The sequence below is a fragment of the Psychrobacillus sp. FSL K6-2836 genome (assembly GCF_038003085.1).
Lineage (GTDB): Bacteria > Bacillota > Bacilli > Bacillales_A > Planococcaceae > Psychrobacillus.
Window position 1 is genome coordinate 1,264,578 of the sequence record NZ_JBBOOM010000001.1, and the last position, 26,872, is coordinate 1,291,449.

Genomic DNA, 26,872 nt, shown 5'->3' on the forward strand with positions numbered 1-26,872 from the left:
AGATTAGTTAAACAAATAATTGGGATATTTCGGTAAAATAACATTAGTGGGTGGGATGGATGGTTTTGAAAGAAAATAAACAGGCTCTGTATTTCAATATGATTTTGGGTACAATTGGACCTGTACTCATTTTTTTAGCTGCAGTGAGGTATATGATTAAAGAAAATGATTATATCGGATACATAAGTATATATTTTGGCTTTCTTTTAACGATTACCTATATCAATTACTTAGAAAAGAGAGCAGGAATAAGTAAAAAATTGATTTGGATTAGAATTATTGTATCTATAATTTTAGCTCTTTCTTTTTCATACTTCTTATTGCACTAAAGGTGTGCTTTAGCAAAATATGACCATCATTTTGATGGTCTATTTTTATGTCCAAAACAATAAGTTGATCTCAGATATGCATTGAGAAATGTTACACTTAAACTAAAGCAACAGTTTAGTTCAATTTGATACATCAAGGATGTGATTTAATGAAAGTATATATAAGGATCTTATTTAGTGTCATAACAATGTTGGTAGGCATAGGTATTGTCGATTATTTTATTGAAGGCGGTTTTTTCAAGTATCTTTTGATTGGGATAATTGTGGCATCAATTCTGCTTTATAATGACAAGAAAAATAAAGGGTTAAAGAATGTTCAAGCATAGGTAGCTCAGCTCTCTTTTCTTATTTCACTAACGGGTGCTTGTGCGGCCGAGCCTAGGTTGTATCATATAGCGGGTGGGATTCCCGTCGAGAAAGAACTAGCCATTCACTCGTAGCGAGTCTTGGAGGGCTAATGGTAACATTAGCCTTTAAGCGTAGACAGTTAGGTGGCGGGCCGAAAGCCAAATGGTTGAAGGGATTGAGCTCCATAATGTTAGTAAATCGAGAGGGCTGATGCCTTAAGCACAGCAGAAAGCTACATTTTATCCATCGTTAAAGGCAAGAAGGATAAAACCTCTCTGGAGTCAGAGACCTTGGCACGTCACACATTGATATGATACGGCAACTCGGGAGGCCCTACCGGTCTTTTCTTCTTATAGAAGAGTATGGTGTACAAGCGATAATAAGCAAGGAAACCAAATGCCGTTGTAGGGAGTCGGATAGCAGCGTAGTACCAATGAAGTTGGGTAATGCCGATGGAGGAAAGGCTGCTACCAAATGATCACCCTCACTAGGGACACATTTACTACACACAGCGGTAGAAATAATAAATGTAAACTAAACTATTGAGGATAGCAGAATCACCATTTTGTGAAGGATGATTTGGAGGAGCCGTGTGCGTAAATAGCGCAAGCACGGTTCTGTGAGGGGAGTGGAACACAATCTACCGTAAGGTAGAGAGGTTCCCTTCTACTCGACTAGTAAAATGTAGGGCTGATAATACAGTTCACTTTTCTGATTGAACTAATGCTGCAGTTTAGTTGAATAACATACTTTTCGAAAGTTATCTTTCCATGATTAAAAAACTCCCAAAACCAAGCTTACTGGTTCTAGATGTGTATAATTAACCAAATGTGTTCATACACTTTCAAACCTTGTGAAGCGATTGCTTGGTTGGAGTTAGTTTATTTAAACTTTAAACGTTTTCCTATAAAATGAACTTGTGTTCAACAATCGGATCATATTTTGGAGTAACTAACCTAAAGTGATGAATGAATGTACTTTAAAAGAAGTATAATTAGGAAAAGGAATACCCTCAAGTCCATGTAATGTAAGGATTTGAGGGTATTTTACTACATACAATTATTCTCTGTGATGAAATGGAGTCAGAAAAACGATGAATCCTCAGAAAGCTAAATTTTCTATTTGCATTCCTAATATCTCTTTGTTTCATTTACATTGAAGGTTTAATGACCAGTTCACTTACATCCACATGAACAGGCTGTTCAAGTGCATAGACGATCGCACGGGCAATAGCCTTAGTTGGCAGAGCGTTACGTCGGTATTCCTTCATGAATTCTCTAGCCTGGTTGTCAGTAATGCTCTCAGCTAGTTCTGATTCCGTTACTCCTGGCGATACAAGGGTCACACGTATCCCTAGACCTACAGTCTCTTGCCGCAATCCATCTGTTATTGCACGTACGGCATATTTGGTCGCACAGTAGACAGCTGCTGTCGGGGTCACTTCGTAGGCACCGGTGGATGCGATGTTGATGAAATGTCCAAAACCTTGTTTCTTCATGACCGGAAGACCTGTGGCAATGCCATGGAGGACACCGCGTATGTTGACATCAATCATCCGGTTCCATTCCTCAATTTTTAATGCTTCCAGCGAAGAAAGCGGCATCACCCCTGCATTGTTAATAATAGCGTCAACTCTTCCAAAACGACTTTGGGCTGCACCTATAATTGCCTGCATCTGTTCCAGTTCTGTCACGTCGAGCTGTTGAATGACTACAGAACCGCCATCCCCTTGAATGTCAGATGCCAATGACTCTAGTCTTTCCACACGTCTTGCCCCGATCACAACATGAGCGCCAAGGCTTGCGAGCAGTCGGGCTGTTGTTTCACCAATTCCGCTGCTTGCCCCTGTAATCACAACCACTTTTCCATTAAGTTCGGACATTATTCCTTGCTCCCTTCTTCCAGATATAACACCATACCTGCATGGTAAAGAACCCCGTTGATAAAATCACCATTGGCAGTAAAGCCTGTATCATCGACATATTCGATATGATTGTCTTTGACGATATAGCTGCCTTGATATGCGCTTTCGCGGTTGCCGCGGGCTTCATCGTATCGGTCGTTTGGAAGCAGCTCGTGCCGAATATAGCCGTCCGCGGTCACCCACATTCCCACATAGGGATGTGAATTTTTTATAAGTTCTTTTTTCATTTATATTCTCCTCTCATATTTAAAAGATGGATGGCACTCAAATAATGGCAAAAAGTGATCCAAAGAACGTAACAGAAACTTGATAAAATCCATACCATCTAATTGAAGTGTCTGACCATAAACTCATTATGAACTTTTGCACCAAAGAGGGGGTAGTCGGAAAATATACAATTGTTGCCTAATACTCCAATAAATTTATAGTATAATGAGCAAGAGATCCATATATGTAACTGGAAAGGAGGAGGAATGGTTCATGGATCGAATTAAGGAATTAGCGGAGTTGATTGAGAGAAATGTAGCGGTGGATGGAACGCATGACACGTCTATATCAGGATTGCGATTTGTTCGTACCACCCAGACTTCTGAACCCGTTTACTCTGTTTATGAACCTTCCCTATGTGTTGTGGCCCAGGGATCAAAATTAGTCATGCTAGGGGAAGAAAGCTATCAGTACGATTCTGCCAGTTATCTGACTGCTTCCGTTCATTTGCCGATTACGGGACAGATCATAAAGGCTTCGCCTAAAAACCCTTATTTATGCGTTCATTTGCAGCTTGATATGAACCAGATTTTCGAAGTCGTTCAGTCATCGAGTCAAGTAATTTCTGATGACTCCCCTGGACGAGGTCTGGTAATCAGCCTAATAAATGACTCGCTCCTTGAAGCGGTTTTACGGCTTACAAGGCTACTGGAGACTCCACAGGATATACCTATCCTTGCCGATGGTATCAAACGTGAAATCATTTACAGGATTCTACAGAATGACCAGAATGATTCCTTGAAGCATTTTGCACTTGTAGGGAGTCAGGCTCAACGTATTGCAAAGGTGATCGGGGTGTTAAACCGTGAATTTGCACAGCCATTAATGGTAAACAGATTGGCTAAAGAAGCCAGAATGAGCCCTTCATCCTTCTACAGCCATTTCAAGGAAGTCACGGGTATGAGCCCAATCCAGTTTCAGAAACAGCTTCGGTTGCAGGAAGCACGCCGATTGCTTTTAACGGAAAACCTGGAAGCGGCTGAGGCAGCGTTTCAGGTAGGTTATGAAAGTCCATCTCATTTCAGCCGGGAATACAGCCGTAAATTTGGCCTGTCCCCAATGAAAGATATACGACGTCTGCGGAAAATGTTGTAATAAAAGAAGCACACGTTTGTCAAGACTTAAGGGGTTATTCTATGTAAGTGGAAGGGCATAGGAAAAGTGAACCCATTGAGGTAAATAGGAAATTATTTTAAAAATATAAAGAAAAAGTGCTTGGATACCTAATTAGAGATCTAGGAAAAATGAGTTACCTATTCAATCTTTCGAAATTCTCCTCCTACTCGATGATTTCGTTATATTTTGTGGAAAAATTAAATGGAATCGTTACAGATTGCTCAAGAAAAGGAATAGCAGAATCAGACCAATCTCTGGACGTAAAAGGATTTGACGGTGCTTGTAGATGCTGGCAAATAGTGTTTTTAATAACAAACAAATAATTAAATAAAAGATATAAAAAAAGTTGAATTGAGCACCTAACTAGAGTGGCCATACATAGAACAAAAATGTGTATCGTCGTTTAAATTACTGGCCCGAGCTTACAAGGAGGATGAAAGTATCATTCTAGATGTAACTCCGTATGAACTTAATGAAGTACATCCATTATTTTATGACAATCGAGCGCAATTGTGGAATAAGCACCTATTTTTCTTATTCAACTAAAGGGTGCTTTAGTTTATTAAAGTTAATGTGTTGCTTAGGCAACTTTTTTTCTTACTGAGTTAACTCAGCAGGTTAGTTGAATTAGATGGTGGGTGGATAAATAAGGAACTATTAATATTTAATTCCGTCTATCATCAAATCATAATAGTAAAAAGAGAAAGGTCGGGATATAAGTTGAGTGATAAAATTTATAATTTAATAAAAGCGATTTGTTTAATTGTAATCGCCTTCTCTACTGTAATAATAGTTATGCAACTTTCGCACATTGGCTCCTTGATAAAGGCTATAAGTCATTAGACTAACAATTTTTCAACGAAGGCGAAGACCTTCCACATATATTTTGCAAGCTATAACTAATAGGATTTATTCACCCTTCTTATTAAGCTAACGAGGTGCTTTAGCAAAATATGGCCATCATTTCGATGGTCTATTTTTATGTCCAAAATATTAAGTTGATCTCAGATATGCATTGTGAAATGTTACACTTAAACTAAAGCAGCAGGTTAGTTGAACAAGTAACATAAAAGATTTTTCTGAAATAATGGGGGGAAGTATGGAATGGGCAATTTTTTATTAAGTGCGTTAATCATTTTTGTTGCAATAATACTCAGCTTTACTGTTGGGAATTTTATTGCAATTGTATCTTATTGGATTTTATCAGGGCTACTAATATATTTGATTTTTAAGGAAAAGGAAGGATAACTATAATGATAAAAAGTTATTGTAGTAACGGGTGCTTTAGCAAAATATGGCCATCATTTTCGATGGTCTATTTTTATGTCCAAAATATTAAGTTGATCTTCGATATGCATTGTGAAATGTTACACTTAAACTAAAGAAGCAGTTTAGTTGAACAAGCATGTAACTTTAAGCCTTTTGAAACGTATGTAGTATTAAGTATAAATACATAGATAAACAATGATTTAGACGGGGGGAATAGAAATGGATTTAATAGTTGGAATAGCTATAGTACTAATTGTGTTTTTCTCTTCAAGCATAATTGAAAAAAGGTTAAAATCTATTGAAGAACAAAACAATCGTGTAATAGAAATACTGGCAGAAATAAGAGATAAAAAATAAATTATTATTCAACTCCCATGAAAATTAAAAAATGCTCAAAATAACAAAATTGCATAACAAAAGAGACTCAGAAATAGCTTTTTTAAAAAAGGCTGAGCCTTTAGAGTGGTTATATTAAGTTGAAAGGTAAATCAAGAATCAACTCCATTCTTGTAAGAATAAAGGCAGGCTGGTGCAATAACCAGAGTAGGATTAATCTCCCATGAGTGCTACTCGTATAGAGTGCGACAGTCTGTGATGCACCGTGGTCGTCGGAGTCAGACTAACGGATGGGCTCAATGGCACCATAGTTGATCGACCTTCTTCGCCAGCCGTAGTATCCTATACCCGTTTTTCACATTTTCATTCTCTGTGGTGAAGCGCTGATTTTGCGCTTCATGGATGGCTAACGGGTGCTTTACTTCAAGAAGGAGTAAAGTCTTTTTTCTTATTGAACTAACGCGGCAGTTTAGTTGAAGAGAGGTTTTTAACTTTTGTTCATCAATCGGGGCAGATTGTATGAAGAACGCCCCCTTTGTAATTAGGTATTTATGTAAAACATAGAATGGAAATTGTGGCTGACTGTTTTACTTTTTGACCAGAATGGGAAATGGTTTAAAGGAAAATTCATTTTATATGGGGAAAACAGACCTAGGGTAATAATCTGGTCTATTTTTTTAACTATCAGATCTGTTTCTGAGTAATGTAAGTTTTTACGGTTGGTGGTTCATATGTATTAAATTTATCAAGTATCCCTTTTGGTTCACTATCGACTAATGCCATATTACGGTACTTTTTATGTAAAAACTGTTCCTCAGACATATGAATAAATAATGCGATAAGAGGATCATAATAATGATTAATATTTAAGAGACCACAAGGTTTATGATGGAGCCCTAACTGAGCCCAAGTGAAAATTTCAAAGAACTCTTCTAAAGTTCCTGGCCCACCAGGCAAAGCTATAAATCCATCAGCAAGCTCTGCCATTTTCGCTTTTCTCTCATGCATTGAATCTACGATGATCAGCTCTGACAAGTTTTTATGAGCTATCTCTCTATTATCTAGAAAACTTGGCATAACACCAATTACGTATCCTCCTTCATTCAGAACTGAATCTGCAACAGCACCCATAATTCCAACACTCGCTCCACCATAAACAAGTGCAATATTTCGTTTAGCTAGTTCTTTACCAAGTTTTTTCGCACCTTCTATATAGACATCAGATGCTCCGTTACTCGATCCACAAAATACGGCTAACTTTTTCAATATATTCGCCTCCTAAAGAATCACACCGTTAAAGATTATATAATACTTTCATTTTTTTGTTAAACTTAAGGTATTGAATTGGAGGTTAGATGAAAATGAATGTAACTGAATTTCAACAATGGGTAAAGGATTATTATGAAAGTAGGGGCTGGTCTGAGTTAGACATATTTATTCGTATTGGCTTTTTAGCAGAAGAAACGGGCGAGGTTGCACGAGCTATAAGAGCTCTTGAGATTGGTAGGGATAGGCCTGATGAAATAAGGGGCTCTTATGAGGAAAATAAACAGGAGTTAACTGAAGAGTTAGGAGATGTACTGGGTAATTTAATTGTGATTGCAAACAAGTACAATATCCCACTAGAAGAAGTGTTTCAGTCACATAAAAAGAAACTCTCAGACCGTTATTCTAATGATTAGGCAAATAAATCTTTTTTCAACAATAGGGCGCATTTCTTGAGTAAGTGCGTCTTTTTGAATTGGGCCAGATAATTTAATAACACTTGGAAGATAATTTGGATACTAATGTTTAAAAGTAGAGATTGTGAAGAAGTGTACTTACACTAACGGGTGCTTTACTTCAAGAAGGAGTAAAGCCTTTTTTCTTATTCAAATAAAGACCCAGTTATGGTCAATAACTCGTTTTAAGTGGTTTTCGACCACTTATACAGGCATATACTTAAATTAAAAAGGAAGTGTCTAACTGAAAAAGAGTAAAATCACATTAATTGGGACTATTGTATTTTTATTTGTTATAACCTTTCTATTTATCAATAATGCCTCGTCAAAAGGAGATACATCTGAAGTGCCACCTATGTTAAGTCCCGAGGAACAAGCAGAAAAAACGGCTGAGATTGAAAATTTCATCTACGGAGATAGTGGAATAATTAAACAAGTAGATGATGAATTAGTGAAAAAGGGTTACGAATTTCAGACAATGGTTATGGCAAATTCTGTGGATGATGTACATGTGAAATATGTCTTAAACAATAAAGATGCTACTGAATCCGAACAAGAAAAGGTAAAATCAATTTTCTTTGAGACAGTTAAAAAGAATAATCTAGATTCTAATGCATTTAAACTTAAAGTGGGTGATATTAACGATGGACCAGATTGGTAATAAGGTTCTTATTCAACTAACGGGTGCTTGAGTCAAATAGAGCTACGTCTTTTAAGACGATAGCCCCTTTTAAATGTAAAAGTACTTCGGATAATACTCTTTTCTTAACCTTCCGTTTAGCTGAGCATAGATCTTGATGGTTTCACTCTTCTCACTGTCCCATAAGACTTTGTATGACTTCAATAGGAGCTCCACTATTCATCAAGTGAGTTGCGTAGCTGTGTCTATGTTGGTGCGCTTGAGTTTAGCAAGACTATCATTTCGATGGCCTATTTGTATACTAGTCGAAAGGCTAGTCATTTTCCTTTTCTAAAGTACTTTCATTCATTTTAGAGTGAATCATTTAGTTAATTCTTTTTTTCCATCTAAGGTAGCTGAGGAATACTTGCCCTTCTTTCACCTTAACTTATCTAATGGCGATATGAGATATTTTACGGTGCTTCTCTTGTGTCCGACCAAACAACATATCCCAACCAAATTAAAGCTAATCCCATTGGTACCGCCAATATTCGATCAAACGGGTGAGGAATGATTGCAGCAACGAGAGTCACTACAGCAGCGAAGGAAAGCAAGACACCCGCCAACCGTGGCAAGACTCTAGCACGAAAAGTCGCAATACCAAGTAAGAGACCACCAAGCATATAGAGCAATCCAGCTATCGGTGCTAATACCGTGAAAATCCCAAGATTAACCTCGCTTTTGTTTTCACCAAAGAGTCCTACTATACCCTCCACAAATTTAGGAGCATCATTTGTGATTAACGGCAATACAAATGCTTCATTGAAACTAAAAGTCATTGAAACTAACCAAAACAGACTAAAGATTACAAATCCGATTAGACCAAGCCAACCGGTCTCCTCTACTTGTTTAGTATAAATCCCTATAATTCCTATCAAGCTGAAGAGGGACATAGCCATGGTCAAGCACGCAACCATTACCCATTTGCTTGAGTTGACTGATGTTATATTATCTGATGGATGGATGAATTGAATGACGATGTATAGGATCCCAGCCATTATTGCAAATAAGCCTAACCACCGGATGAGATCTGTTCCCTTGACTTTCCATTTGTTTTCCTCTTTTTTATGTTTGTTCATGTGTTTACCTCCCTCAAAAAAATAATTATTACTTTCTAACTTCATATGTTAAACTGATTAGGAAATTTATAGATAAAAACTTGATATAAGGTGATGAGATGGAACATTATGAAGTAATTGAAAAGGCATTAATTTACATTGAGAATAATATAGAGGAATCACTTTCATTGGATTCTGTTGCAAGTAGATTCAACCTCTCTAAATTCTATTTTCATAGACTTTTTTCTGCAATGATGGGTTGTTCATTTAACCAATACTTACTATCTAGAAGATTAAATGCTTCCGTAAAATTAATTCAAAACGAAAACCTATCCTTGACAGATATTGCGTATCAACTTAACTTTGGAACTCCATCGTCCTTCTCCCGTGCTTTTAAAAGCCAATACGGTATAGCACCAAGCTTACTCAAGAAAAAAAATGAGACGATACCTCTAGTGCCTATTCCATCAATTGTTAAAAGACCGATTAAAAACATCAATGGTGATATTGTCACCGATTTTACCCTTAAAGAATTCAAAGCTGTTCGAGTATGCGGGATTGCATTTGAAGTTGACCTAGCAACTGAAGATTATAAGGAAAAAATTCGCTCGCATTCCAAAATGCTTTTAAACAACATAGATAGAGCCATCAATGGAGCCTGTTATGTCATCTATTCAAACTGTCAACCTAATTCAACTCAATTCAAAGTTTTGTTTGGGATTCCCCATGATATTCAAATTGATAAACCCTATTACTTTACCATTGATGTACCACAAATCTTTTGTGCTAAATTCAAATATTTTGGTGATCTACTCGACATAGGAGATGTCTTGATTACTGACTTTGCTAGATTTTTAAAAATTTCAAAACAAGAAGCGGTGAATTCTAATATTGAACTTATTCAAGTTTTTGAGAATATTCACAATCTTGATTCTGCCTATCACATATACGTACCAATCAAAAATCACCCCATTGATTCAGATTGTTAATATCCGTTTTGTCTTTTTACTCCTCCAGTCTTGGTATATATTTTTTATTGATGATAAAAAGATAACATTCAAGGTTTAAAAAGACTTTCCAAATCTTGCTGTAATTTGTTCTGCGTAATCAGAGGCGTATTCTGCCATGCAAAAAGACCTCATTGGTGCAGCTATTCTGGGCTGCGTGCTTTAGTTAAACAAATGGCTGCCTATAAAGGTAGCTTTTCTTACGATTAGTCAAGTATCTTAGAATATTTATCTCATTTCATCTGAAGAAACTATTTCATGAACATTCATGCATTATAAAACTTTTGATTGTTAATCCACACCAAATAAGCCTTATGACTTTTCGTTTTTTCACAAGGCTTGAATATGTTAAATTGGGGCTATGGCTATACTAGGGGGCTAACCTGTAGTCATAGTTTTGATTATGTGTTACAAGAAAGAAAATCGTCTTTAACAATTTGTTCACACATGCGATGGAGGCAACCTTATGGGATTTGTTGTAGGGTATAGGGGCTAAGATTTCTATAAGAATCGTCATTTATAGCTGCGTTTTAATCAATCTTTGTTCCAAAGTCAACAAATGCTCGTTCATCAGTTTCTTGATGGACGGGCATTGAATTATAAAAGATTACCCTAAGACAAAGGGAATTGTAGTCTGTTGTCGGAACAGTATAGAATTGTTTCTTACACAGAGAACGCTTAATTTTTATAAATAAAAAAGCCTACCGACAGTATTTTTATCTGTCGATAGGAAAAAAATAATCATTTTAAGTAGCCTTTTTCTTTATAGTATTTTTCAGCGCCAGGATGTAATGGTGCTGTAAGATTTAAGATTGCATTTTTAGGATCATAAACAGACAGTGATGCATGAATGTTTATTAACTTATCAGTATTTTCATTAATTGTTTTTGTAATATTATATACTGTTTCTTCGTCTAAATCGCTATTTACTGTTAAAACATTCCCCATAGAAGCAGTTTTAATATCTTCATTACCATTCACAACATCTTGATAAGTACCTGCCGGAATGGTATTACTATCTAACCCAAATTGTTCTAAATACGAAATTAGTTCCTCAGACAAAGGCAAAATTTTAATTTTTTTACTTACGGATGCTTCAGTAATAGAGGCTGCTGGTAAGGATAGTTGAGAAAAAACAGACTCGATATTACCATTCCTTAATGCATCTGTTTGTTCTTGATAACTACCATGAATAATTTTTCCTCCCGCAGCTTTTATTTCATCATAGTCGGTTTTATAAAATTCCAGAACTTTTTTAAATACCCATTCATCTGAGTTATTCACTGGTGTTACTGCAATGCTGACGTTTTTCAAGTCTTTGAAGATTTCGTCGATTGAGTTATATGGTGATTTCTCGTTAATAACAAAATGGAAATGATTCGTCCCAAATCCATTTCCTATTATTGATACTTTATCGAATTTCTGATCAAATGGCTCTGCACCTTCAATACCAGCTTGTATAAATGGTGGTTGCATCCATGCTAACTGGGCCTCATTTTTAGCTATAAAGGGCATATTTTGTAGTGAACCCCCTGGAATAGTACTAATATTGATCCCATTTTCTTCTTTAATAAGAGAACTAATACCTCCAGCCATCGTGTACCATCCACCGCCCTGTGCACCTGAAGCCCACGTCAAACTTTGGCTTCCATTTGACTCAGCATTCTCACTACTGCATCCTACCAAAACAGCTGAAATAACGAATAGTATTAAGATTAATAATTTTTTTTTCATACTTGCTCCCCCTATCCAAGATTATGCTTTTAATAAACTACTTTCTTTAAGCTCTATACTTGACTCCCTCTTACTTTTCATAAAATTAAATGCAAATATAATAAGAAGAACAACGATACTCAATATGTTGACGAACTTATTTGGTGTGATACTAACTAATGCAACGAAAGCTATTAATAACCTCATCGGCATAGAGAATTTCACAAAGAATACCCCTATCATACTGGAAGCCAATGCAATAACACTCAATGCAGCAATAAGGAATATCCAAGCACTATCCCAGAAAGTAAATCCATCTTTTAATAATAGAGCTGGGTTATAAACAAAAATAAAAGGTACTAAAAACCCGGCAAAAGCATATTTCACGGAATATAAAGCAGTTTTCATTGGTGGAGAGTTAGCAACATTGGCGGCTGAGAAAGCTGTTACACCCACAGGAGGAGTAATGTCCGCTAAAATTGCAAAGTAAAAGATAAACAAATGTACTGTCGTCAACTCAATGCCAAATCCTGTAAGCGCTGTAGCAGAAACTGTTGCGGTAATTACGTATGCTGCTGTTGTAGGTATACCAGCTCCCAATATAATTGTAGCAATCATTACTAGAATAAGAGCTAACCACATATACCCCATAGAAAACTGTGTAATAATACTACCAAGAGTCAAGGCTAGTCCAGACTGGTTTATTACTGTTACAATGATACTGGCTCCTGCCAAAGCAGAAATAATAACGGTCCCCATTTGAACTGCATATATAAAACTTTCTATTAACTTTTTAAAATTCAATCTATTCACCTTTGTCAAAGACCATAGCACTAACATCGCAACCAAACCGTACGCCGCACTATTAGAAGGTGAAGATCCATTAAATAAGAAATAAATTAATACGCCAAATGGAATTATATATGGCAACTGGATTAATACTGACTTAAAGGTAGTTGATTTATCTGTGGAAGGCTTTAAATTCATAGAAACAGCTTCAAAATGTACCATAGCAAGAACACCTATGTAATATATCAATGCTGCTAATATGGCCATCTTTATGATTTCAGTATAAGGAGTAGCTGTCATTTCAGCCATAATAAATGCACCTGCTCCCATGACTGGTGGTAACATAGGTCCTCCAGCACTTGAAACTGCTTCAATTGCACCTGCCTTTACTGGTGAGTATCCTATTTTCTTCATTAAAGGAATGGAGAAACTTCCAGTTGCATAAATATCTGATACAGAACTTCCACTTATACTTCCGAATAACGCACTAGAAAAAACAGTAATTTTAGCAGGTCCTCCTCTATAACGACCAGCAAGTAAAACTGAAATATCCATAAAGAAATTTCCGACACCAGAATAAACCATAATAGCTGCAAAAATGATAAAAATAAAGATAATGTTACTAGATATACCAGTAAGAAATCCATAAATGCCATCATGGGAGGACAAATACATAATCTCTACAATACGCTCTAATCCTAACGAACGTGTTGTAAATGAACCTGGCAAAAAAGGTCCAATAAATAAGTAACTAAGTAATATGCTAACTACAATAGCAAAGGACAGAGAGACTGCTCGTCTACTAGCTTCGATAACAAGCACTATTAAGGAAAATCCTAATATAAACTCAGTTGTCGTTAATTCTGTTACTTGCTCAATTCTATTAGATATTCTTTCATTGTTTAAAATCAGATATAGACTTGGAAATAGTGATATTACAGATAATATCCAGTCTAGTATACTTGGATTATCGCTAGAATTTTTCTTATTAGCCGGAAACACTAAAAATACTAGGGGTAACAATAATAATACATGTACAGAACGTTGTAGTCTTGGTTCTAGGGTTCCAAAAACGGCAGTATAAACGTGAAAAAAAACAGTAACAGATGCCCATAAAGCAATTAAAATTATTATCTTTCCTCGTAATTCACGCATAGCAGAACCCCCATTTCTTATTTTTCTTTTAACAGATTCCATTTAAATAGGCAGAATAGATTGTTGACCACCAATCTTGAAGGGGTATATTATTGTTTTTTTCCCTTAAGATTGGTAACCAACAATTTTAGTTGTTGCACATAGCTAACAGTTTTACTAAAAATACATGGCAGTCTATTCGAAAAATTTTAGGTACTAGAGACTCTTAGTTTAGCAGCTACCTGCTCTAGATCGGTAATTAGTCTTAAAGTAATCGCTCCTGCAGATTTTAAAATTTCTTGTTTCTTGATAGCAGTTTCGCTTTCATTACTAATAATTGCTCCTGCATGACCCATTCGTTTATCTTCAGGAGCATACATTCCAGCTATAAAAGAAAAGACAGGTTTAGTCATGTGCTTTATAACTGAAGCGGACTCAAGCTCATCATTTCCCCCAATTTCACCAACATACACAACAGCTTTTGTATCTGGATCATTTTCAAATAACCTTAATACGTCTGCATGCTGCATACCAACTACAGGATCACCACCTAAACAAGCAACTGTACTTGTTCCTAATCCATTTTCTTTTAACATTTCAATAACCTCATATGTCAAAGTTCCACTTCTTGAAACAATTCCTATATTGCCCGGTTCTAGAATTGAGTCATGTATATCACTAATATTAGTCATACCAGCTGATACAACGCCTGCCGAGTTTGGACCAAAAACCATTGTTCCATGAAGTTTCGCATATTGAACAAATTCCATACTATCATGTACCGGAACACCTTCAGAATATATAACTATAACTTTTATACCTGCATCCACAGCCTCCAAAACTGCTTGTTTCACTAATTTCGGTTGCACACTGATAAATGACGTGTCAGCATTAGTAATATTTACTGCTTTCTGTACACTATCGTATACGGGAACTCCAAGAACAATCTGGCCTTCTTTTCCTGGTGTTACACCAGCCACTAACGGAGTATTATAAAATAGCATACGTTCCACAAAAGATTGACCAACTTTTCCTGTAATACCTTGAATAATTACTTTTGAATTAGAATCTACAATTATCGCCATTAGTTTAACCTACCTTTATATCCAGTAGTTTTTTAGCTTCAGGCAAAGATTTGGTTACTGCAATATTGTTATACTGTTCCAAAACTTTGAAAGCCCTTTCATAATCCCTTCCATTCATCCGTATAACTACATCCGTTGGCTCATTTCCTAGTTGGTTCGCTATTGCTTCAGCTAAGACATTACAGCTAGCTACCTGAAAATAGAAGTTGAAAAAATAACGCTTTGGTTTAAGTTTCTTTAACTCACTTAATAACCCTTGTGCTCCTTTTTCATCGTGAATAACATGACCTCCTAAATCTACCAAAGCAAGAATATCATGACCACTTTCACTCAGCATGTCAAAAGTAGCCATCCCTAATCCTGCACCACTAGTAATTACGGCAGTATCGCCCTCTAATAAAACCCCCACAGTATTTAATGCAAGGCACTTCCCTTCGAAGCCGTTAACACTTCTCTCCAACAATTTGATATCAGATACACTTTCTGCATTATCTAAAATGATTTTTGCATCACCAGCTATAAAATCACCGTTCGACATTAAAAACAACGGATTAATTTCAACTAAAGTTGCTTCACGCTCTTTGAATACAATCCACACTTTAGTTAAAAGGTCAGACAGTTTGGAATCATTTAATCCAGTAAATAGCGCTGCCTGTTTTAGCATGTATGGTTGTAATCCTAATAATGGATTAATCGGAAGCAATAAAAGATTTTCTTTATTTACAACTTCAATATCAACTCCGCCAAATTTGCTTATTAATAGTACAGGTATTTTGCGGTTTCTATCTATTGAAAGAGAAACATAGATCTCACTTTCATAATCCACTGGTGTCTCCATATAAACTTCGGTAACATTTTCTCCTTTTAAGGTCATTGATTGTAATTTATTAATCGTGTTTTCATACTGAGATGGGTCATGAACTTTAATAATTCCACCTAGTTTTCCTCTCCCACCAGTAAGAACTTGCACCTTAGCTATTAACGGATATTGAATATCATTAGGTAATTCTTTACTTAAAAAGCCATCAGGTATGGTTATTCCATATTTACTCAGAAGTTGTTTACCTTCATATTCAAATAATTTCATATTTTAAGACCTCTGTTTTACTTTTCTTTTTTCAAAGAATTCAATCATTTTAGCCTGTGGTTCCCCTGAACTATAGCCAATTGTGTGTGCTTCTACAGCATAATTCATACAAGTATTAAATTCATGTTCACTCAACTGGTTGAATCTACGTTTGTTAATTGAAATAGCAGTGGGTGGTTTCTCTGCTAATTCTTTCGCTAAAATTTTACTAGCATTAGTTAAATCAGCCGCAGGTACAATTCTAGTTATTAGTCCATATTGCTCTGCTTCTCTTGCTTCTAGTAGTCTACCTGTTAATATTAAATCGATAGTTCTTGATTTACCCATGACTTCCCAAAACATCGTACTTCCTATGACACAAGGTAAGCCTACATTCACCTCTGTCATTCCGTATTTAGCTGTATCGGAGGAAATACGAATGTCTGCTAGTAAAGCAAGCTGTAGTCCAGAACCAGTTGCAAATCCATTTACAGCTGCAATGATAGGTTTTTTCACCTTACGAATAACTCTATATAAATTATCAAACTCATTAATCCAATTTTCAGCTTCTTCTTCATTTAATCCTTGGCTTTCCGACAAGTCTTGACCTGAGCAGAATGATTTATTTCCAGCCCCCGTTATAATAATTACTTTCGCATTTTTATCCAAGTCAGCATTTTGAAAAGCTTGTGCAATTTCAACCTTAGTTTTAGTACTTAAAGAATTGTAAGTATTTTCTCTGTTAATTGTAATTGTATAAATACCGTCCTCAAGATTACATAAAATGTTTTCAAACATAATTTTATTCTCCCCTTGTATGTGATATTATAAGTTTATGAACTTATGATACTTATAATAACAAGTTGAGTTCCATTAAGTCAATATATTTAGAAAATTTTAATAATGGAGTGATTTTCATGAGAAAGATATCCGCTCATCAAAGGATATACGAGGCCATTCTTCAAGATATCAATTTAAATAAGTATTTAAGTGGAGACGTTTTGCCCTCCGAAAGTGAAATGGAAAAACTATTCGCAGTAAGTCGTACACCTATAAGACAGGCCTTGCAACAACTTGAAAACGATGGATACATATATAAACTGCAAGGAAAAGGCTCTATAGTGGCGGATCGTAAACCTCAAGAGGATTGGATTAATATGAGTGGTTTTAGAGAAAGCTATAATTTAGAATGGGGTAAAATATCTGCTAAAACTATTGATTTACAAATAAAACAGTCTAGCGAATATTCATCTCTTTTCAATACAGTCTCGAATGATGTCATTTACTTACAAAGAATAAGATACTTAGACGAAAAACCCATCTTCTATATGGAGCATTATATCAGTAAGGATATACCTTATAGTATTTTCGAAAAAAATCTCCATTTTAGTTCTATCCAACAACTATTAGTAGAACAAACTAATATACGATTGGTAACAGCGGTGGATACAATTGAAGCTGTTATTGCAGATGAATATTTAAGTAAGCAATTACAAGTAACTATAGGAACGCCGTTATTAAAAGGATCTAGAATATCCCAAAGTGACACACAAAGAGTTTTTAATGTAGATATTTTTTATACTTTAACAGATAAATGGAAATACAAATCAGCCTATAGTTACGATTAATTTTTTATTTTTAGATGAGTGAATTACGATTTTATATGGCAATTACTTAAAGATAGAGTAGATACACAAGCTTTTCTTGAACCTACTCTATCTTTTATATAGTATTATTGTTCATATTTTCTCAAAAATATGAAGACCAGTAGTTAGATTTAAAAGGACCTGTATTAACTACCCCTATTACATATAAAGAAGCTTCGAGGTCATCTGGATTCGAAGCTTGCTTTTCTTAATTTCTATGATGTGGTGCCCACTGTGACCTATGAAGCTTAAACAATTCATATTTATAAAAAAAGAATCCAACAATTTCTAGATTGAGGATTCTTATAAGTTCTTATGAAATTGCAATACATAACCTAAATGGTCTTACAAAACAAACCGTACTTTCATCTTCTTTGTCATTTCTACATTACATTTTGGACAGATAAATTGAACAATATTTTCCTTTTCTTCCCTTACCTTTTCTATTCGATTATTTTTAACGAGTGTACATGCTGCCTCCTAACTAATCAATTATAAAAATCGTATAGAATTATATCTAACACAACATTTTAAAGAACACGAGGAGTTTTATGAGAAGTAGAGTTTGATAGTTACTTCAAACCAGAAGTTTAGTCAATGGAATAGAATTTTCACGAATAGCAAACTAACAATAACGTTAGTTGATAAGTTCAACTAAAAATTAAAATACAGGAATTCACTGTTTTTATTCAATAAATAGACAGCCAAAAGTGTACTAATAATACAAACATTTACTAACATCACATAAAACATATTCGGCTTAAACTTTTCTAATAATTGGATGGAGTTCGGCAAACAAAAGGCGATGATACATCCTAGTAATAGGAAAGCAAATATAGTCATTGGATTGGTAAACCACATGATGCCTAAGAAGTCGAATGTTGGCCAAGTCCCAAACTGGAATAATGGTTGCTGGAAAAACTGTAAAATAGAGCCGTCTGGCGTAAACATTTTCCCTAGTAAATCATGGGCCTGACCAACGCTGCTTGCTCTGAAATATACCCAGGCAAAATGCACAAAGAGTAAGTTTATTAACCATGCAGCTAAATAAGGAAGTTGGATATTTAGTTTGCTCCAGAACCGCACAATTACCGAGACTAAACCATGTAAAAGTCCCCAAATGACGAAAGTCCATCCAGCCCCATGCCAAATCCCACTTATAAAGAAGATGATGAGAATATTCACATAGGTGCGGACTGCCCCTCTTTTACTCCCTCCTAGCGGGAAATACAAATAGTTAGTGAGAAATCGATTTAAGGTCATATGCCAGCTTTTCCAGAATTCTTGAATATTCCTACTTTTATAAGGAGAGTAAAAGTTTAGTGGTAATTTAATGTTAAATATTAACGCTAGTCCGATTGCCATATCCGAATAACCACTGAAATCGAAGTATAGCTGCATCGTATAAGATAGAGAAGTAACCCACGCTTCCATAAAGTTCAATGCTTCTACATTTGCATACCCATCATTTGCCCAAATAGCAAATGTATCTGCAATTGCTACCTTTTTAGCTAATCCTACCGAAAAGATAAATACACCCTTTGCAATATTCTCCATATTAACGAAGTAATTCTTTTTATTTTCTAACTGAGGTATTAACTCTTGATGATTAACTATAGGTCCCGCGATTAACTGTGGGAAAAATGTTATAAATAAGCTATATGTGATAAAACTATATTTCTTTGTCTCATTTCTATAACTATCCACTAAAAACGCAATTTGTTGGAATGTAAAGAAACTGATTGCTAAAGGTAATAACAAGTTTTTCATCGCAATATCCGTATTAAATAACCAGTTAATATTCGAAGCGAAGAAGTCATAGTACTTGAAATAACCAAGTAAAGCAATATTTCCACCAATACCTATTGCTAATATAATTTTTCTTATATGTACAACATTCGTTTTCATAAGAAAATAAGCTACTCCAAAGTTAAATACCATGGAACTTATGATCAGTACGAGGTAAATAGGATTCCAGATACCATAAAAGACTAATGATGCCGTTAATAGAAATGCAATTGCCCATTTAGATAATTTAATTTTATGTAGTAAGAAATAGAGACCAAATGTAACCGGCAAAAATAAAAATATAAAATTAAATGAATTAAATAGCATATATACCTTCCTTTAATACATACATGATAAATTAGAACAAATGAACTTTGATATTATAACACTTTTATGATAAATAAGTTCATCTGGACTTTATTAACTGGTGTTAAATCATTATAGTAAAGAGTATGTCCAATTTAACAGCATGTCAGAAAGGAGTTATTTTATGAGTCCCTATGCTAAATGGTTATTAACTAGCTTAATAACTTTTCTAATATTATTTACGTCTATTTTTGGATATCAAATATATACTTCTTACACAGTTGATCCTTTATGGAACTTTACACATGACAATGAATATAATACGATTCAGGTTGGTTTTGATGAAAGACAGCAAAAGACAAACTATATAACAAATCGTCCTATGAAGAATTATGACGATCTTTTAATAGGAACAAGTCGAGTAACATATATGAATCAGTCCGGCTTTGAAAACTCCAAAGTATATAATTACGGTTTAAGTGCTCTAACTATACAAGATTATAATGACTATATTTCGTATGCGGAAGATCAAAAAGGAGAAGATTTCGATCAAATCTATATGGAGTTGTATTTTAATTCATTTGCGCCTCCTGCCGAAGATTCTACATATGTGAAGCCTGAGGAAGCATTCGACACTGCAAATGCATTTTTTTATAAATATAAGTCCTTATTTTCATACGATACATATAAAAAAGCCAGTGAGAACAAAGACTATTCGTTAGGCGAATTTCACGAGGGATATCGCACCTATAATCGTGCGAATGAGGTATCGACAACCTATGTAAATCCAAAGATAAATGACCTTTTTAGACTTTCCATTCCAGATCCTGATACTATCTATTCAACTAAGGAAATACCTTATAATGATCAATACAAAGCAATACTAGAAACGATTCGAGACGAACACACTGACTCAAAAATTATCCCATTCACGGATCCTATGAGTGCAGTTCGATTAAAGGAATATTTAGCAAATCCAAATCAGTTGGAAGCCTATGAAAGATGGTTTGAAGAAATGGTAGAGGTCTATGGACAGGTCTATAGCTTCCATTCAGTAAATGAATATACGATAGATCCGACTTATTGGTTTGATGAACTTCACTTCTATCCAAACTTAGGTGACATATTCGTAGCTCATCTAGACGGATCTATGAAAAACGAAGAAATCCTAACCATTGTCACAAGCGAAAATATAGATACTTACTTAACAGATCTAAAAAATGAAGTTCAAGCATTCCAACCGAAGTATTAAGAAATAACGAATTGCTACATAAAGCAAACCTGCAACTACGATGTATTAAAGGCAGTGGACAAAAAGGTCAAAGAGAGAATTGCGGAAGCAATTCTCTCTTTTTCATTGGTTCTAACAAAGGGACACGTCAATCAAATGAGAACAGCCTCTTTATATGAATTTAACTTTTGTATCTTACTTTAAATTGTAGTGAATGATCAGAATTGTTCAGTTTTTTATTACACAACGCTTTTTTACCGAATCAAATAGATCCTTTACCAAAGACAGTCTGTGTCATTGTCATAAGTACTATTTTAATGTCTTGACTAAATCCTATATTTTGTACGTAATATAAATCTAATTCGACTTTTCTTCCATGATTCATATCGCTTCGCCCATTTACTTGAGCCCATCCTGTAATTCCCGGCTTAACAAGTAATCTCTGTGATTGATGGTCATCGTAGCAGTTTGTAATTTCAATAATTTCAGGTCTAGGTCCAACAATACTCATTTCACCTTTTAATACATTAAAAAACTGTGGAAGTTCGTCCAAGCTAAATTTTCGGATGAACATTCCTATTTTCGTTACATTTGAATTTTCTCCATTTGTAGTTTTAAATACGAAATCATCTGGAACACGATTTGGCCAATTATAAGGATTCTCTATATTTTTCTTTTGATGCTTCAACATTTTCATAGAACGAAACTTAAAAATATAAAAGGGAGTACCATTTTTCCCTGCTCTTAATTGTTTAAATAAAATTGGTCCTCCATCCTCCAATTTCACCAACATAGCTACAATAATTAAGATAGGACTAACCATGATTATCACAGCTATGCTGAATAAAATGTCGAATACTCTTTTTATAGCTTTATTAAAGCTTCTCTCTGAGTTTCTCAATTCTACTTCTTTCACCTGCTGATAGTGTATTTTCATGTTTTACCCCCCCGTATCCATTGGCTACACCTATTATTTGTTGAGGATTTTTAATTTGATCCACAATAATGGTTCCTTCAGAGCCAATTATTCCTCCCGCAACTATATTCATATTTTCTATCATTCTTTCACCACTAATATTTTCGAAGAAACTAAAACTTGGTGATAAAGTTTTTAAAGATGCATTCGCAAAAGGCAATGCAATTCGGACATCTAATCTGATTACCTTTGATTTCTTTTTTAATGCCACAGCAATATATTCCTCCGAAAAGTTACCAATCCCTCCATCAACAGAAATAGAGAATTCGTGTAATAAGACCGCATAAGAATCCGGAACGACCTTTTCTGCTGATACGAAGGGTATGACGGCATCCAAACCTCCATCAAAACAGTTTAATTCAAACTTTTTAACTTTATATTTGCTGTATGCAGGTAATATCATATTTATTGTTTCCACGACCTTTGTTACTTTACTTGCATTTCGTCCATCAATAAATACTTGTACATTCCGTTCAGCTAATCGTAATGCTAGTTTAAAAGAGATGTTTCCAGTACCAATTATCAAAGCTTTTTTCCCAATTAATTCTCTGTCAAAATGCTGCTGTAGTAAAACATCAGCTGATTCCATAGTAAGATCATTTGGTTTATTCATGTATATACTGGATTTCTTTATGTATTTTTTTGCAATCGAAAAGAGATCGATATCCTGTTTTAACTCAGCATCAATAATAACCGTGGGAATCAAACCATCAACTTGTTTGAATAACTCCACTGCATATTCTTCATTCGTTATTAAATAGTTTAAGGACTTTCCATTTGACAACTCTCTGTCTGGCAGTCTAAGTATAGAAGATTTATGTTTTGCTGTTGTACTGACAAATAAGTACATATATTCATTAAAATCTATTGTATTTATGCACAATGTATGTTACGTCCATTCTAATAATATATTATAGTATTTCCATCACTTCACGTTCAAATTTATTTCCTAAAACTGCCCAATCATGATTTTCGAGAAAATAAGCTTTTGAGTTTTTCTTCATTTTTTGATATTGCTCTTTTTCAATTGTTTTAATTAGAAATATAATATCATCTAAATTATTTCCCGAGATTCCTAAATTATAATTCTTTACTATGTTATCTTCTATACTTGTATCAATGATGATTGGTAAATCAGCAGACATATAATCATATAATTTATTTAAACTAAAACCAAAATCATATAATGGACTATGCTTCAGAGACATAATTCCATAATCAAAATAAGCCAATACCGATGGTAAATCCTCTTTTGAGACCGGTGGGAAAAACAAACAATTATTTAATCCCTTATTTGAGACTTCTGATATTAAATTTTTTTTGTATGAACCTTCCCCTACAAAAACAAAAAGATATTCTTTATCATTTTTCATCCTATTAGCTATTTCAAGTATTCTATCCATGTTATTTGCTAAACTCAAAGAACCTGTATAACCAATAACAGTTTTACTTTTTAAAATATCTATATGTTCTTCCAATATATCTATTTTTTTTATATAGTTATTTCTTTTTATATCCGCACCATTTGGAAGATAAACTATTTTTTTTTCCTCAATTCCTTTTGATTTTACATATTCCGGAGCTTTGTCAAATAAAACAATAATTTTAGAGGCTTTCTCATACATAAAAGTTTCATATCTCGCAAGAATCTTTACTATTGGGTTTTTCCTTGACACACCGGCTAGATGAATCAAAGATTCTGGCCATAAATCGCGTTCTTCGAATACAAACTTTGCTTTATATTTTTTAGCTATTTTATATGCAACCCATCCTGCTAAATGATGCATAATAGATCCTAAAACAATATCAGGTTTTTCATTAAATTGATTGTATTTTACCGACTTTAAATTCCACCAGTAGGAAAGTATATTGAGAATTCTGGAATAACCATTATTATTATAAGGTTTAGTTTTAACCCATACAAATCTTATACCATCAATATATTCAACTAAATACTTTTCTCCTGTAGGAAAAACTTTCTTTTCTTTTCTTTCCCAATGGTTATAAGATGAAGCAAAAATTGTAACATTATGTTTTTTGGATTTAAGTTCTCTTGCTAAATCTAAATGCCTCGTAATTCCGAAATCTCCTGGCGCAGCCACATAATGATTAAAAATCCATATATTCATTAATAGTCGTCCTCACTGATTCCTTAATAATTGCTCATTAGGAACCTTTCGTAATTCTCTTGCTGGTGCTCCTACTACAAGACTCTCAGAGCTAACATCTCGGGTAACTATACTGCCTGCTGCTACTGCTCCATCTTCAAAAATTGTTTTTCCAGGAAGGATTGTAGCGTTTGCACCGATACGCCCTCCGTCTTTAATTGTTACTCCTTTAAATTTATCAAGTCTTTCTTTCCCACGAGCCATATAATTATCATTTGTTGTAACTACATAAGGAGCTACAAATACATAATCTCCTAAATCCGAATAAGCTGTTATGTAACAGTTTGTTTCTAGTTTACAGTTCTTGCCTACTGTACAATCATTCTCTACTGCAACACCACGGCCAACGATAGTTTTCTCGCCTACCGTTACACGTTCACGGACAGTTGCTAAATCTGCAATAAATACATCATTACCTATTTCTGCATTTGCATAAATAATAGCTGAAGTACCAACCGTTACCCCAGAACCAATTTTAGTAGCTGTTAGTTTCTTTACCTTAGGCAAAATAGAAGCCTTGGCACGTGTGGGTTGTTTTCCTATTACAGCGTTATCTTGAATAATTACATTATTACCTATTTCTGTACCTTCATAGATTACTACATTATGTCCAACTACTACATTTTCACCCAAAGTTACATTTTCACCTATCACTACATTTTGTCCTTTTTGAATCATCTAGTTAACTTCTCCTTTTAGGAAGGCCAGTCTCAATTAAGACTGGCCCTATACTTTATTTAAAATGACTTTTCAATATCGTTACAATCTTATTCGCTGCCTGACCGTCACCATATAAATCATCGATTGGTTTGCCTACTGTCAGTTTTAAAAGTTTGTCAGACAAGTCTGCTTTCAATGGATTAACTAATTTATTCCATCCTGTTTCTACAGTTTCTACCCATTCAGTTTGATCACGTAATGTAATACAAGGTACTTTAGCAAAGTAAGCCTCTTTTTGAACACCACCTGAATCAGTCACGATTGCTCTTGCATGTTTCTCTAATAAAAGCATTTCTAAATAAGAAATCGGTTCCAAGATTCGAATATTCGTAGCTTCATTTAATAACTCCGCCAATCCGAAACTCTCGATTTTACTTTTCGTTCTAGGATGTAGTGGTAAAAATACTGTTCCATCAAGTGAGTTAAAAGCTCTTAAAATGGCTTCTAATCTTCTCGGATTATCCGTATTATCTGCACGATGAATTGTTCCGAGAATGTATTCTCTACTTTTTAAATCATAATCTTTCAAAGAATGCTTTTTTTCTGCAAGCTCCATATTGAAAAGAACCGCATCATACATTACATCTCCAACCTTGTGAACTCCATCTATAATACCCTCTTTCGAGAGATTCTCTACCGCTAAATCAGATGGAGCAAATAATAAAGTCGATACATGATCAGTCATAATTCTATTAATTTCCTCTGGCATTTCTTTATTGTAGCTTCTAAGACCTGCTTCGATATGAATGATAGGTATATGTAACTTACTAGCAACTATTGCTCCTGCAAGTGTAGAATTAGTATCGCCATACACTAGAATGGCATCAGGATTTTCTTTTTCTATAACTTCTTCTACAGTAATCATCATTCTACCTGTTTGGCGTCCATGGGAATCAGAACCAATTCCTAGATCGTAATCAGGGCGAGGTATATTCAGCTCGTAAAAAAATACACCTGCCATATTGTAATCATAGTGTTGTCCAGTATTTACAAGTACCTCTGTAAATGATTCACGTAAAACTCTTGAAACAGCAGCAATCTTCACTAACTGTGGTCTAGTACCAGCAATTGTTAATATCTTTTTCATGAATAGAACTCCACAATCTTCTGAATAACATAATCTTGTTGTTCTCGCTTCAATTCAGGGAACATCGGTAAAGATAAAGCTTCTTTTGCAGCTTTTTCAGTTTCAGGTAAATCCCCTTCCTTATAACCTAAATCCTTAAATACTGGTTGCAAATGTAGGGGAATTGGATAATAAATCATAGTTGCGATTCCTTGCTCTTTCAAAAATTCTTTTAACTCATCTCTTTTTTCAACACGAAGTGTATATTGATGGAATGCATGATAATTACCATCAACTTCTACAGGAGTTACAACGTGGTCATTTACCGCTGCATTCAGTTTTTCAGTGTAGTATGCTGCCGCAACTCGTCGATTTCCAGTCCATGTAGATAAATGTGGGAGCTTCACAGTTAAAATGGCTGCTTGCATTTCATCTAAACGACTGTTATAGCCTAATACATGATGATGGTATTTTGGTTTACTTCCATGCACACGAATTACACGCGCTTGTTCTGCAAGTTCATCGTTATTTGAAACGACCATACCACCATCACCATATGCTCCTAGGTTCTTTGTAGGGAAAAAGCTATAGGTAGCAGCACTACTCATTTCACCAACTTGTTTACCTTTATATGTTGAACCAATCGCCTGTGCAGCATCCTCAATAACATGCAGATTATATTTCTTCGCAATTTCCATAATTAGATCCATATCTGCCATTTGCCCATATAAATGTACTGGAATAATTGCTTTTGTTTTTCCAGTAATTGCAGCTTCAAGTTTTGTAGGATCGATATTATATGTAACTGGATCGATATCAATAAATATCGGTTTTGCATTTGCACGTACAATTGCACCTGCTGTAGCAAAGAAAGTAAATGATGTTGTAAGGACTTCGTCTCCTTCACCTATACCTGCCGCTTGAAGCGCGATATGGATAGCGTCCGATCCGTTTCCAACGCCAATTCCATGTTTTGTTTTACTCATTTTCGCAATATCATTTTCGACTTGTTTTACATGACTACCAAGTATGAATTGAGATGAAGACATTACCTCATCAAGTTTTGAAAGGACATCTTTTCTTATTGTTAAATATTGTTGTGATAAATCAAGCATTTGTATTTTCATATT

The 26,872-nt window shown here is 34.8% G+C and carries 27 protein-coding genes and 1 pseudogene; 11 read left to right on the top strand and 17 right to left on the bottom strand.

Features of this window, described 5'->3' with window-relative positions:
- The first annotated feature begins 59 nt into the window (after positions 1 to 59).
- Together MKY37_RS05930 and MKY37_RS05935 are read left to right on the top strand one after the other, a co-directional pair.
- On the top strand, positions 60 to 329 hold the full coding sequence (locus tag MKY37_RS05930; RefSeq protein WP_340774842.1) for a hypothetical protein: 270 nt from the start codon (positions 60 to 62) through the stop codon (positions 327 to 329).
- 149 nt (positions 330 to 478) lie between these two features.
- A complete protein-coding gene (locus tag MKY37_RS05935; RefSeq protein ID WP_241600805.1) occupies positions 479 to 655 on the top strand; it encodes a hypothetical protein in 177 nt (58 codons plus the stop codon).
- A 1,172-nt stretch (positions 656 to 1,827) separates the two neighbouring features.
- On the opposite strand, the gene MKY37_RS05940 is transcribed toward MKY37_RS05935, so the two are convergent.
- Both MKY37_RS05940 and MKY37_RS05945 read right to left on the bottom strand, forming a co-directional pair.
- Positions 1,828 to 2,559, bottom strand: coding sequence for an SDR family oxidoreductase (locus MKY37_RS05940; protein ID WP_093496819.1), 732 nt, complete (start codon positions 2,557 to 2,559; stop codon positions 1,828 to 1,830).
- Positions 2,559 to 2,828: an Atu4866 domain-containing protein gene (locus tag MKY37_RS05945; RefSeq protein ID WP_241600672.1), complete on the bottom strand. Its 270-nt coding sequence runs from the start codon at positions 2,826 to 2,828 to the stop codon at positions 2,559 to 2,561. Before MKY37_RS05945 ends, MKY37_RS05940 begins: the two co-directional genes overlap by 1 nt.
- Before the next feature lie 253 nt (positions 2,829 to 3,081).
- On the opposite strand from MKY37_RS05945, the gene MKY37_RS05950 reads away from it, so the two are divergent.
- The 4 genes from MKY37_RS05950 (at position 3,082) to MKY37_RS05965 (ending at position 5,610) form a co-directional block, all read left to right on the top strand.
- A complete protein-coding gene (locus MKY37_RS05950) occupies positions 3,082 to 3,963 on the top strand; it encodes an AraC family transcriptional regulator (protein WP_340774852.1) in 882 nt (293 codons plus the stop codon).
- Between the two features lie 191 nt (positions 3,964 to 4,154).
- On the top strand, positions 4,155 to 4,307 hold the full coding sequence (locus tag MKY37_RS05955) for a hypothetical protein (RefSeq protein ID WP_340774855.1): 153 nt from the start codon (positions 4,155 to 4,157) through the stop codon (positions 4,305 to 4,307).
- 781 nt (positions 4,308 to 5,088) lie between these two features.
- Complete coding sequence (locus MKY37_RS05960) at positions 5,089 to 5,232, top strand: hypothetical protein (RefSeq protein WP_340774857.1); 144 nt, start codon at positions 5,089 to 5,091, stop codon at positions 5,230 to 5,232.
- Positions 5,233 to 5,472: 240 nt separating this feature from the next.
- Entirely contained in the window at positions 5,473 to 5,610 is a 138-nt protein-coding gene (locus tag MKY37_RS05965; protein WP_340774859.1) for a hypothetical protein, read from the top strand.
- A gap of 663 nt (positions 5,611 to 6,273) precedes the next feature.
- Here MKY37_RS05965 and MKY37_RS05970 read toward each other — a convergent pair.
- Positions 6,274 to 6,855 carry an LOG family protein gene (locus MKY37_RS05970; protein ID WP_340774860.1) on the bottom strand — a complete coding sequence of 194 codons (582 nt, stop codon included), beginning with the start codon at positions 6,853 to 6,855 and terminating at the stop codon, positions 6,274 to 6,276.
- Between the two features lie 95 nt (positions 6,856 to 6,950).
- Between MKY37_RS05970 and MKY37_RS05975 the strand changes: the two genes are divergently transcribed.
- Together MKY37_RS05975 and MKY37_RS05980 are read left to right on the top strand one after the other, a co-directional pair.
- Positions 6,951 to 7,271: a MazG nucleotide pyrophosphohydrolase domain-containing protein gene (locus tag MKY37_RS05975; protein WP_053589111.1), complete on the top strand. Its 321-nt coding sequence runs from the start codon at positions 6,951 to 6,953 to the stop codon at positions 7,269 to 7,271.
- A 385-nt stretch (positions 7,272 to 7,656) separates the two neighbouring features.
- Positions 7,657 to 7,971 (top strand): hypothetical protein, encoded by a 315-nt coding sequence (locus MKY37_RS05980; RefSeq protein WP_340774866.1) that lies wholly within the window; start codon positions 7,657 to 7,659, stop codon positions 7,969 to 7,971.
- Between the two features lie 69 nt (positions 7,972 to 8,040).
- Here the strand turns inward: MKY37_RS05980 and MKY37_RS05985 are convergent.
- Both MKY37_RS05985 and MKY37_RS05990 read right to left on the bottom strand, forming a co-directional pair.
- Positions 8,041 to 8,206: pseudogene (locus MKY37_RS05985) on the bottom strand (tyrosine-type recombinase/integrase); the annotation flags it as partial.
- 196 nt (positions 8,207 to 8,402) lie between these two features.
- Positions 8,403 to 9,068 carry a hypothetical protein gene (locus MKY37_RS05990; protein ID WP_340774869.1) on the bottom strand — a complete coding sequence of 222 codons (666 nt, stop codon included), beginning with the start codon at positions 9,066 to 9,068 and terminating at the stop codon, positions 8,403 to 8,405.
- A 98-nt stretch (positions 9,069 to 9,166) separates the two neighbouring features.
- Between MKY37_RS05990 and MKY37_RS05995 the strand changes: the two genes are divergently transcribed.
- Positions 9,167 to 10,036 (top strand): helix-turn-helix transcriptional regulator, encoded by an 870-nt coding sequence (locus MKY37_RS05995; protein WP_340774871.1) that lies wholly within the window; start codon positions 9,167 to 9,169, stop codon positions 10,034 to 10,036.
- Between the two features lie 759 nt (positions 10,037 to 10,795).
- Here MKY37_RS05995 and MKY37_RS06000 read toward each other — a convergent pair.
- The 5 genes from MKY37_RS06000 to MKY37_RS06020 form a co-directional block, all read right to left on the bottom strand.
- On the bottom strand, positions 10,796 to 11,788 hold the full coding sequence (locus tag MKY37_RS06000) for a TAXI family TRAP transporter solute-binding subunit (protein ID WP_340774873.1): 993 nt from the start codon (positions 11,786 to 11,788) through the stop codon (positions 10,796 to 10,798).
- A gap of 21 nt (positions 11,789 to 11,809) precedes the next feature.
- Positions 11,810 to 13,711, bottom strand: a complete 1,902-nt coding sequence (locus tag MKY37_RS06005) for a TRAP transporter permease (protein WP_340774874.1) — start codon at positions 13,709 to 13,711, stop codon at positions 11,810 to 11,812.
- Positions 13,712 to 13,899: 188 nt separating this feature from the next.
- Complete coding sequence (locus MKY37_RS06010; RefSeq protein WP_340774877.1) at positions 13,900 to 14,775, bottom strand: succinate--CoA ligase subunit alpha; 876 nt, start codon at positions 14,773 to 14,775, stop codon at positions 13,900 to 13,902.
- Between the two features lie 4 nt (positions 14,776 to 14,779).
- Positions 14,780 to 15,862: an ATP-grasp domain-containing protein gene (locus MKY37_RS06015; protein ID WP_340774879.1), complete on the bottom strand. Its 1,083-nt coding sequence runs from the start codon at positions 15,860 to 15,862 to the stop codon at positions 14,780 to 14,782.
- 3 nt (positions 15,863 to 15,865) lie between these two features.
- Entirely contained in the window at positions 15,866 to 16,639 is a 774-nt protein-coding gene (locus tag MKY37_RS06020) for an enoyl-CoA hydratase/isomerase family protein (protein ID WP_340774881.1), read from the bottom strand.
- 119 nt (positions 16,640 to 16,758) lie between these two features.
- Between MKY37_RS06020 and MKY37_RS06025 the strand changes: the two genes are divergently transcribed.
- On the top strand, positions 16,759 to 17,469 hold the full coding sequence (locus MKY37_RS06025; protein WP_340774884.1) for a GntR family transcriptional regulator: 711 nt from the start codon (positions 16,759 to 16,761) through the stop codon (positions 17,467 to 17,469).
- A 672-nt stretch (positions 17,470 to 18,141) separates the two neighbouring features.
- Here the strand turns inward: MKY37_RS06025 and MKY37_RS06030 are convergent.
- Entirely contained in the window at positions 18,142 to 19,602 is a 1,461-nt protein-coding gene (locus MKY37_RS06030; RefSeq protein WP_340774887.1) for an MBOAT family O-acyltransferase, read from the bottom strand.
- 163 nt (positions 19,603 to 19,765) lie between these two features.
- Between MKY37_RS06030 and MKY37_RS06035 the strand changes: the two genes are divergently transcribed.
- Positions 19,766 to 20,833, top strand: coding sequence for a hypothetical protein (locus MKY37_RS06035; RefSeq protein ID WP_340774890.1), 1,068 nt, complete (start codon positions 19,766 to 19,768; stop codon positions 20,831 to 20,833).
- Between the two features lie 241 nt (positions 20,834 to 21,074).
- Here MKY37_RS06035 and MKY37_RS06040 read toward each other — a convergent pair whose 3' ends face one another.
- The 6 genes from MKY37_RS06040 to MKY37_RS06065 are packed head-to-tail and all read right to left on the bottom strand — an operon-like array spanning position 21,075 to position 26,869.
- Positions 21,075 to 21,749, bottom strand: a complete 675-nt coding sequence (locus tag MKY37_RS06040) for a sugar transferase (RefSeq protein ID WP_340774892.1) — start codon at positions 21,747 to 21,749, stop codon at positions 21,075 to 21,077.
- On the bottom strand, positions 21,688 to 22,671 hold the full coding sequence (locus tag MKY37_RS06045) for a hypothetical protein (RefSeq protein ID WP_340774894.1): 984 nt from the start codon (positions 22,669 to 22,671) through the stop codon (positions 21,688 to 21,690). Before MKY37_RS06045 ends, MKY37_RS06040 begins: the two co-directional genes overlap by 62 nt.
- A gap of 28 nt (positions 22,672 to 22,699) precedes the next feature.
- Entirely contained in the window at positions 22,700 to 23,917 is a 1,218-nt protein-coding gene (locus tag MKY37_RS06050; protein WP_340774896.1) for a glycosyltransferase family 4 protein, read from the bottom strand.
- Positions 23,918 to 23,929: 12 nt separating this feature from the next.
- The gene (locus tag MKY37_RS06055) at positions 23,930 to 24,634 is read right to left on the bottom strand and encodes a DapH/DapD/GlmU-related protein (protein WP_340774898.1); all 705 of its coding nucleotides are present in this window, start codon (positions 24,632 to 24,634) and stop codon (positions 23,930 to 23,932) included.
- Between the two features lie 55 nt (positions 24,635 to 24,689).
- On the bottom strand, positions 24,690 to 25,763 hold the full coding sequence (wecB, locus tag MKY37_RS06060; protein ID WP_340774900.1) for a non-hydrolyzing UDP-N-acetylglucosamine 2-epimerase: 1,074 nt from the start codon (positions 25,761 to 25,763) through the stop codon (positions 24,690 to 24,692).
- Complete coding sequence (locus MKY37_RS06065) at positions 25,760 to 26,869, bottom strand: DegT/DnrJ/EryC1/StrS family aminotransferase (protein ID WP_340774902.1); 1,110 nt, start codon at positions 26,867 to 26,869, stop codon at positions 25,760 to 25,762. Before MKY37_RS06065 ends, wecB begins: the two co-directional genes overlap by 4 nt.
- Positions 26,870 to 26,872: the final 3 nt, after the last annotated feature.

What these genes read in the sequence shown, in the direction of transcription:
- MKY37_RS05930 (WP_340774842.1), top strand. Translation starts at nt 60, where the DNA reads ATGGTTTTGAAAGAAAATAAACAGGCTCTGTATTTCAATATGATTTTG.
- MKY37_RS05935 (WP_241600805.1), top strand. Translation starts at nt 479, where the DNA reads ATGAAAGTATATATAAGGATCTTATTTAGTGTCATAACAATGTTGGTA.
- MKY37_RS05940 (WP_093496819.1), bottom strand. Translation starts at nt 2,559, where the DNA reads ATGTCCGAACTTAATGGAAAAGTGGTTGTGATTACAGGGGCAAGCAGC.
- MKY37_RS05945 (WP_241600672.1), bottom strand. Translation starts at nt 2,828, where the DNA reads ATGAAAAAAGAACTTATAAAAAATTCACATCCCTATGTGGGAATGTGG.
- MKY37_RS05950 (WP_340774852.1), top strand. Translation starts at nt 3,082, where the DNA reads ATGGATCGAATTAAGGAATTAGCGGAGTTGATTGAGAGAAATGTAGCG.
- MKY37_RS05955 (WP_340774855.1), top strand. Translation starts at nt 4,155, where the DNA reads ATGATTTCGTTATATTTTGTGGAAAAATTAAATGGAATCGTTACAGAT.
- MKY37_RS05960 (WP_340774857.1), top strand. Translation starts at nt 5,089, where the DNA reads ATGGGCAATTTTTTATTAAGTGCGTTAATCATTTTTGTTGCAATAATA.
- MKY37_RS05965 (WP_340774859.1), top strand. Translation starts at nt 5,473, where the DNA reads ATGGATTTAATAGTTGGAATAGCTATAGTACTAATTGTGTTTTTCTCT.
- MKY37_RS05975 (WP_053589111.1), top strand. Translation starts at nt 6,951, where the DNA reads ATGAATGTAACTGAATTTCAACAATGGGTAAAGGATTATTATGAAAGT.
- MKY37_RS05990 (WP_340774869.1), bottom strand. Translation starts at nt 9,068, where the DNA reads ATGAACAAACATAAAAAAGAGGAAAACAAATGGAAAGTCAAGGGAACA.
- MKY37_RS05995 (WP_340774871.1), top strand. Translation starts at nt 9,167, where the DNA reads ATGGAACATTATGAAGTAATTGAAAAGGCATTAATTTACATTGAGAAT.
- MKY37_RS06000 (WP_340774873.1), bottom strand. Translation starts at nt 11,788, where the DNA reads ATGAAAAAAAAATTATTAATCTTAATACTATTCGTTATTTCAGCTGTT.
- MKY37_RS06005 (WP_340774874.1), bottom strand. Translation starts at nt 13,711, where the DNA reads ATGCGTGAATTACGAGGAAAGATAATAATTTTAATTGCTTTATGGGCA.
- MKY37_RS06010 (WP_340774877.1), bottom strand. Translation starts at nt 14,775, where the DNA reads ATGGCGATAATTGTAGATTCTAATTCAAAAGTAATTATTCAAGGTATT.
- MKY37_RS06015 (WP_340774879.1), bottom strand. Translation starts at nt 15,862, where the DNA reads ATGAAATTATTTGAATATGAAGGTAAACAACTTCTGAGTAAATATGGA.
- MKY37_RS06020 (WP_340774881.1), bottom strand. Translation starts at nt 16,639, where the DNA reads ATGTTTGAAAACATTTTATGTAATCTTGAGGACGGTATTTATACAATT.
- MKY37_RS06025 (WP_340774884.1), top strand. Translation starts at nt 16,759, where the DNA reads ATGAGAAAGATATCCGCTCATCAAAGGATATACGAGGCCATTCTTCAA.
- MKY37_RS06030 (WP_340774887.1), bottom strand. Translation starts at nt 19,602, where the DNA reads ATGCTATTTAATTCATTTAATTTTATATTTTTATTTTTGCCGGTTACA.
- MKY37_RS06035 (WP_340774890.1), top strand. Translation starts at nt 19,766, where the DNA reads ATGAGTCCCTATGCTAAATGGTTATTAACTAGCTTAATAACTTTTCTA.
- MKY37_RS06040 (WP_340774892.1), bottom strand. Translation starts at nt 21,749, where the DNA reads ATGAAAATACACTATCAGCAGGTGAAAGAAGTAGAATTGAGAAACTCA.
- MKY37_RS06050 (WP_340774896.1), bottom strand. Translation starts at nt 23,917, where the DNA reads ATGAATATATGGATTTTTAATCATTATGTGGCTGCGCCAGGAGATTTC.
- MKY37_RS06055 (WP_340774898.1), bottom strand. Translation starts at nt 24,634, where the DNA reads ATGATTCAAAAAGGACAAAATGTAGTGATAGGTGAAAATGTAACTTTG.
- wecB (WP_340774900.1), bottom strand. Translation starts at nt 25,763, where the DNA reads ATGAAAAAGATATTAACAATTGCTGGTACTAGACCACAGTTAGTGAAG.
- MKY37_RS06065 (WP_340774902.1), bottom strand. Translation starts at nt 26,869, where the DNA reads ATGAAAATACAAATGCTTGATTTATCACAACAATATTTAACAATAAGA.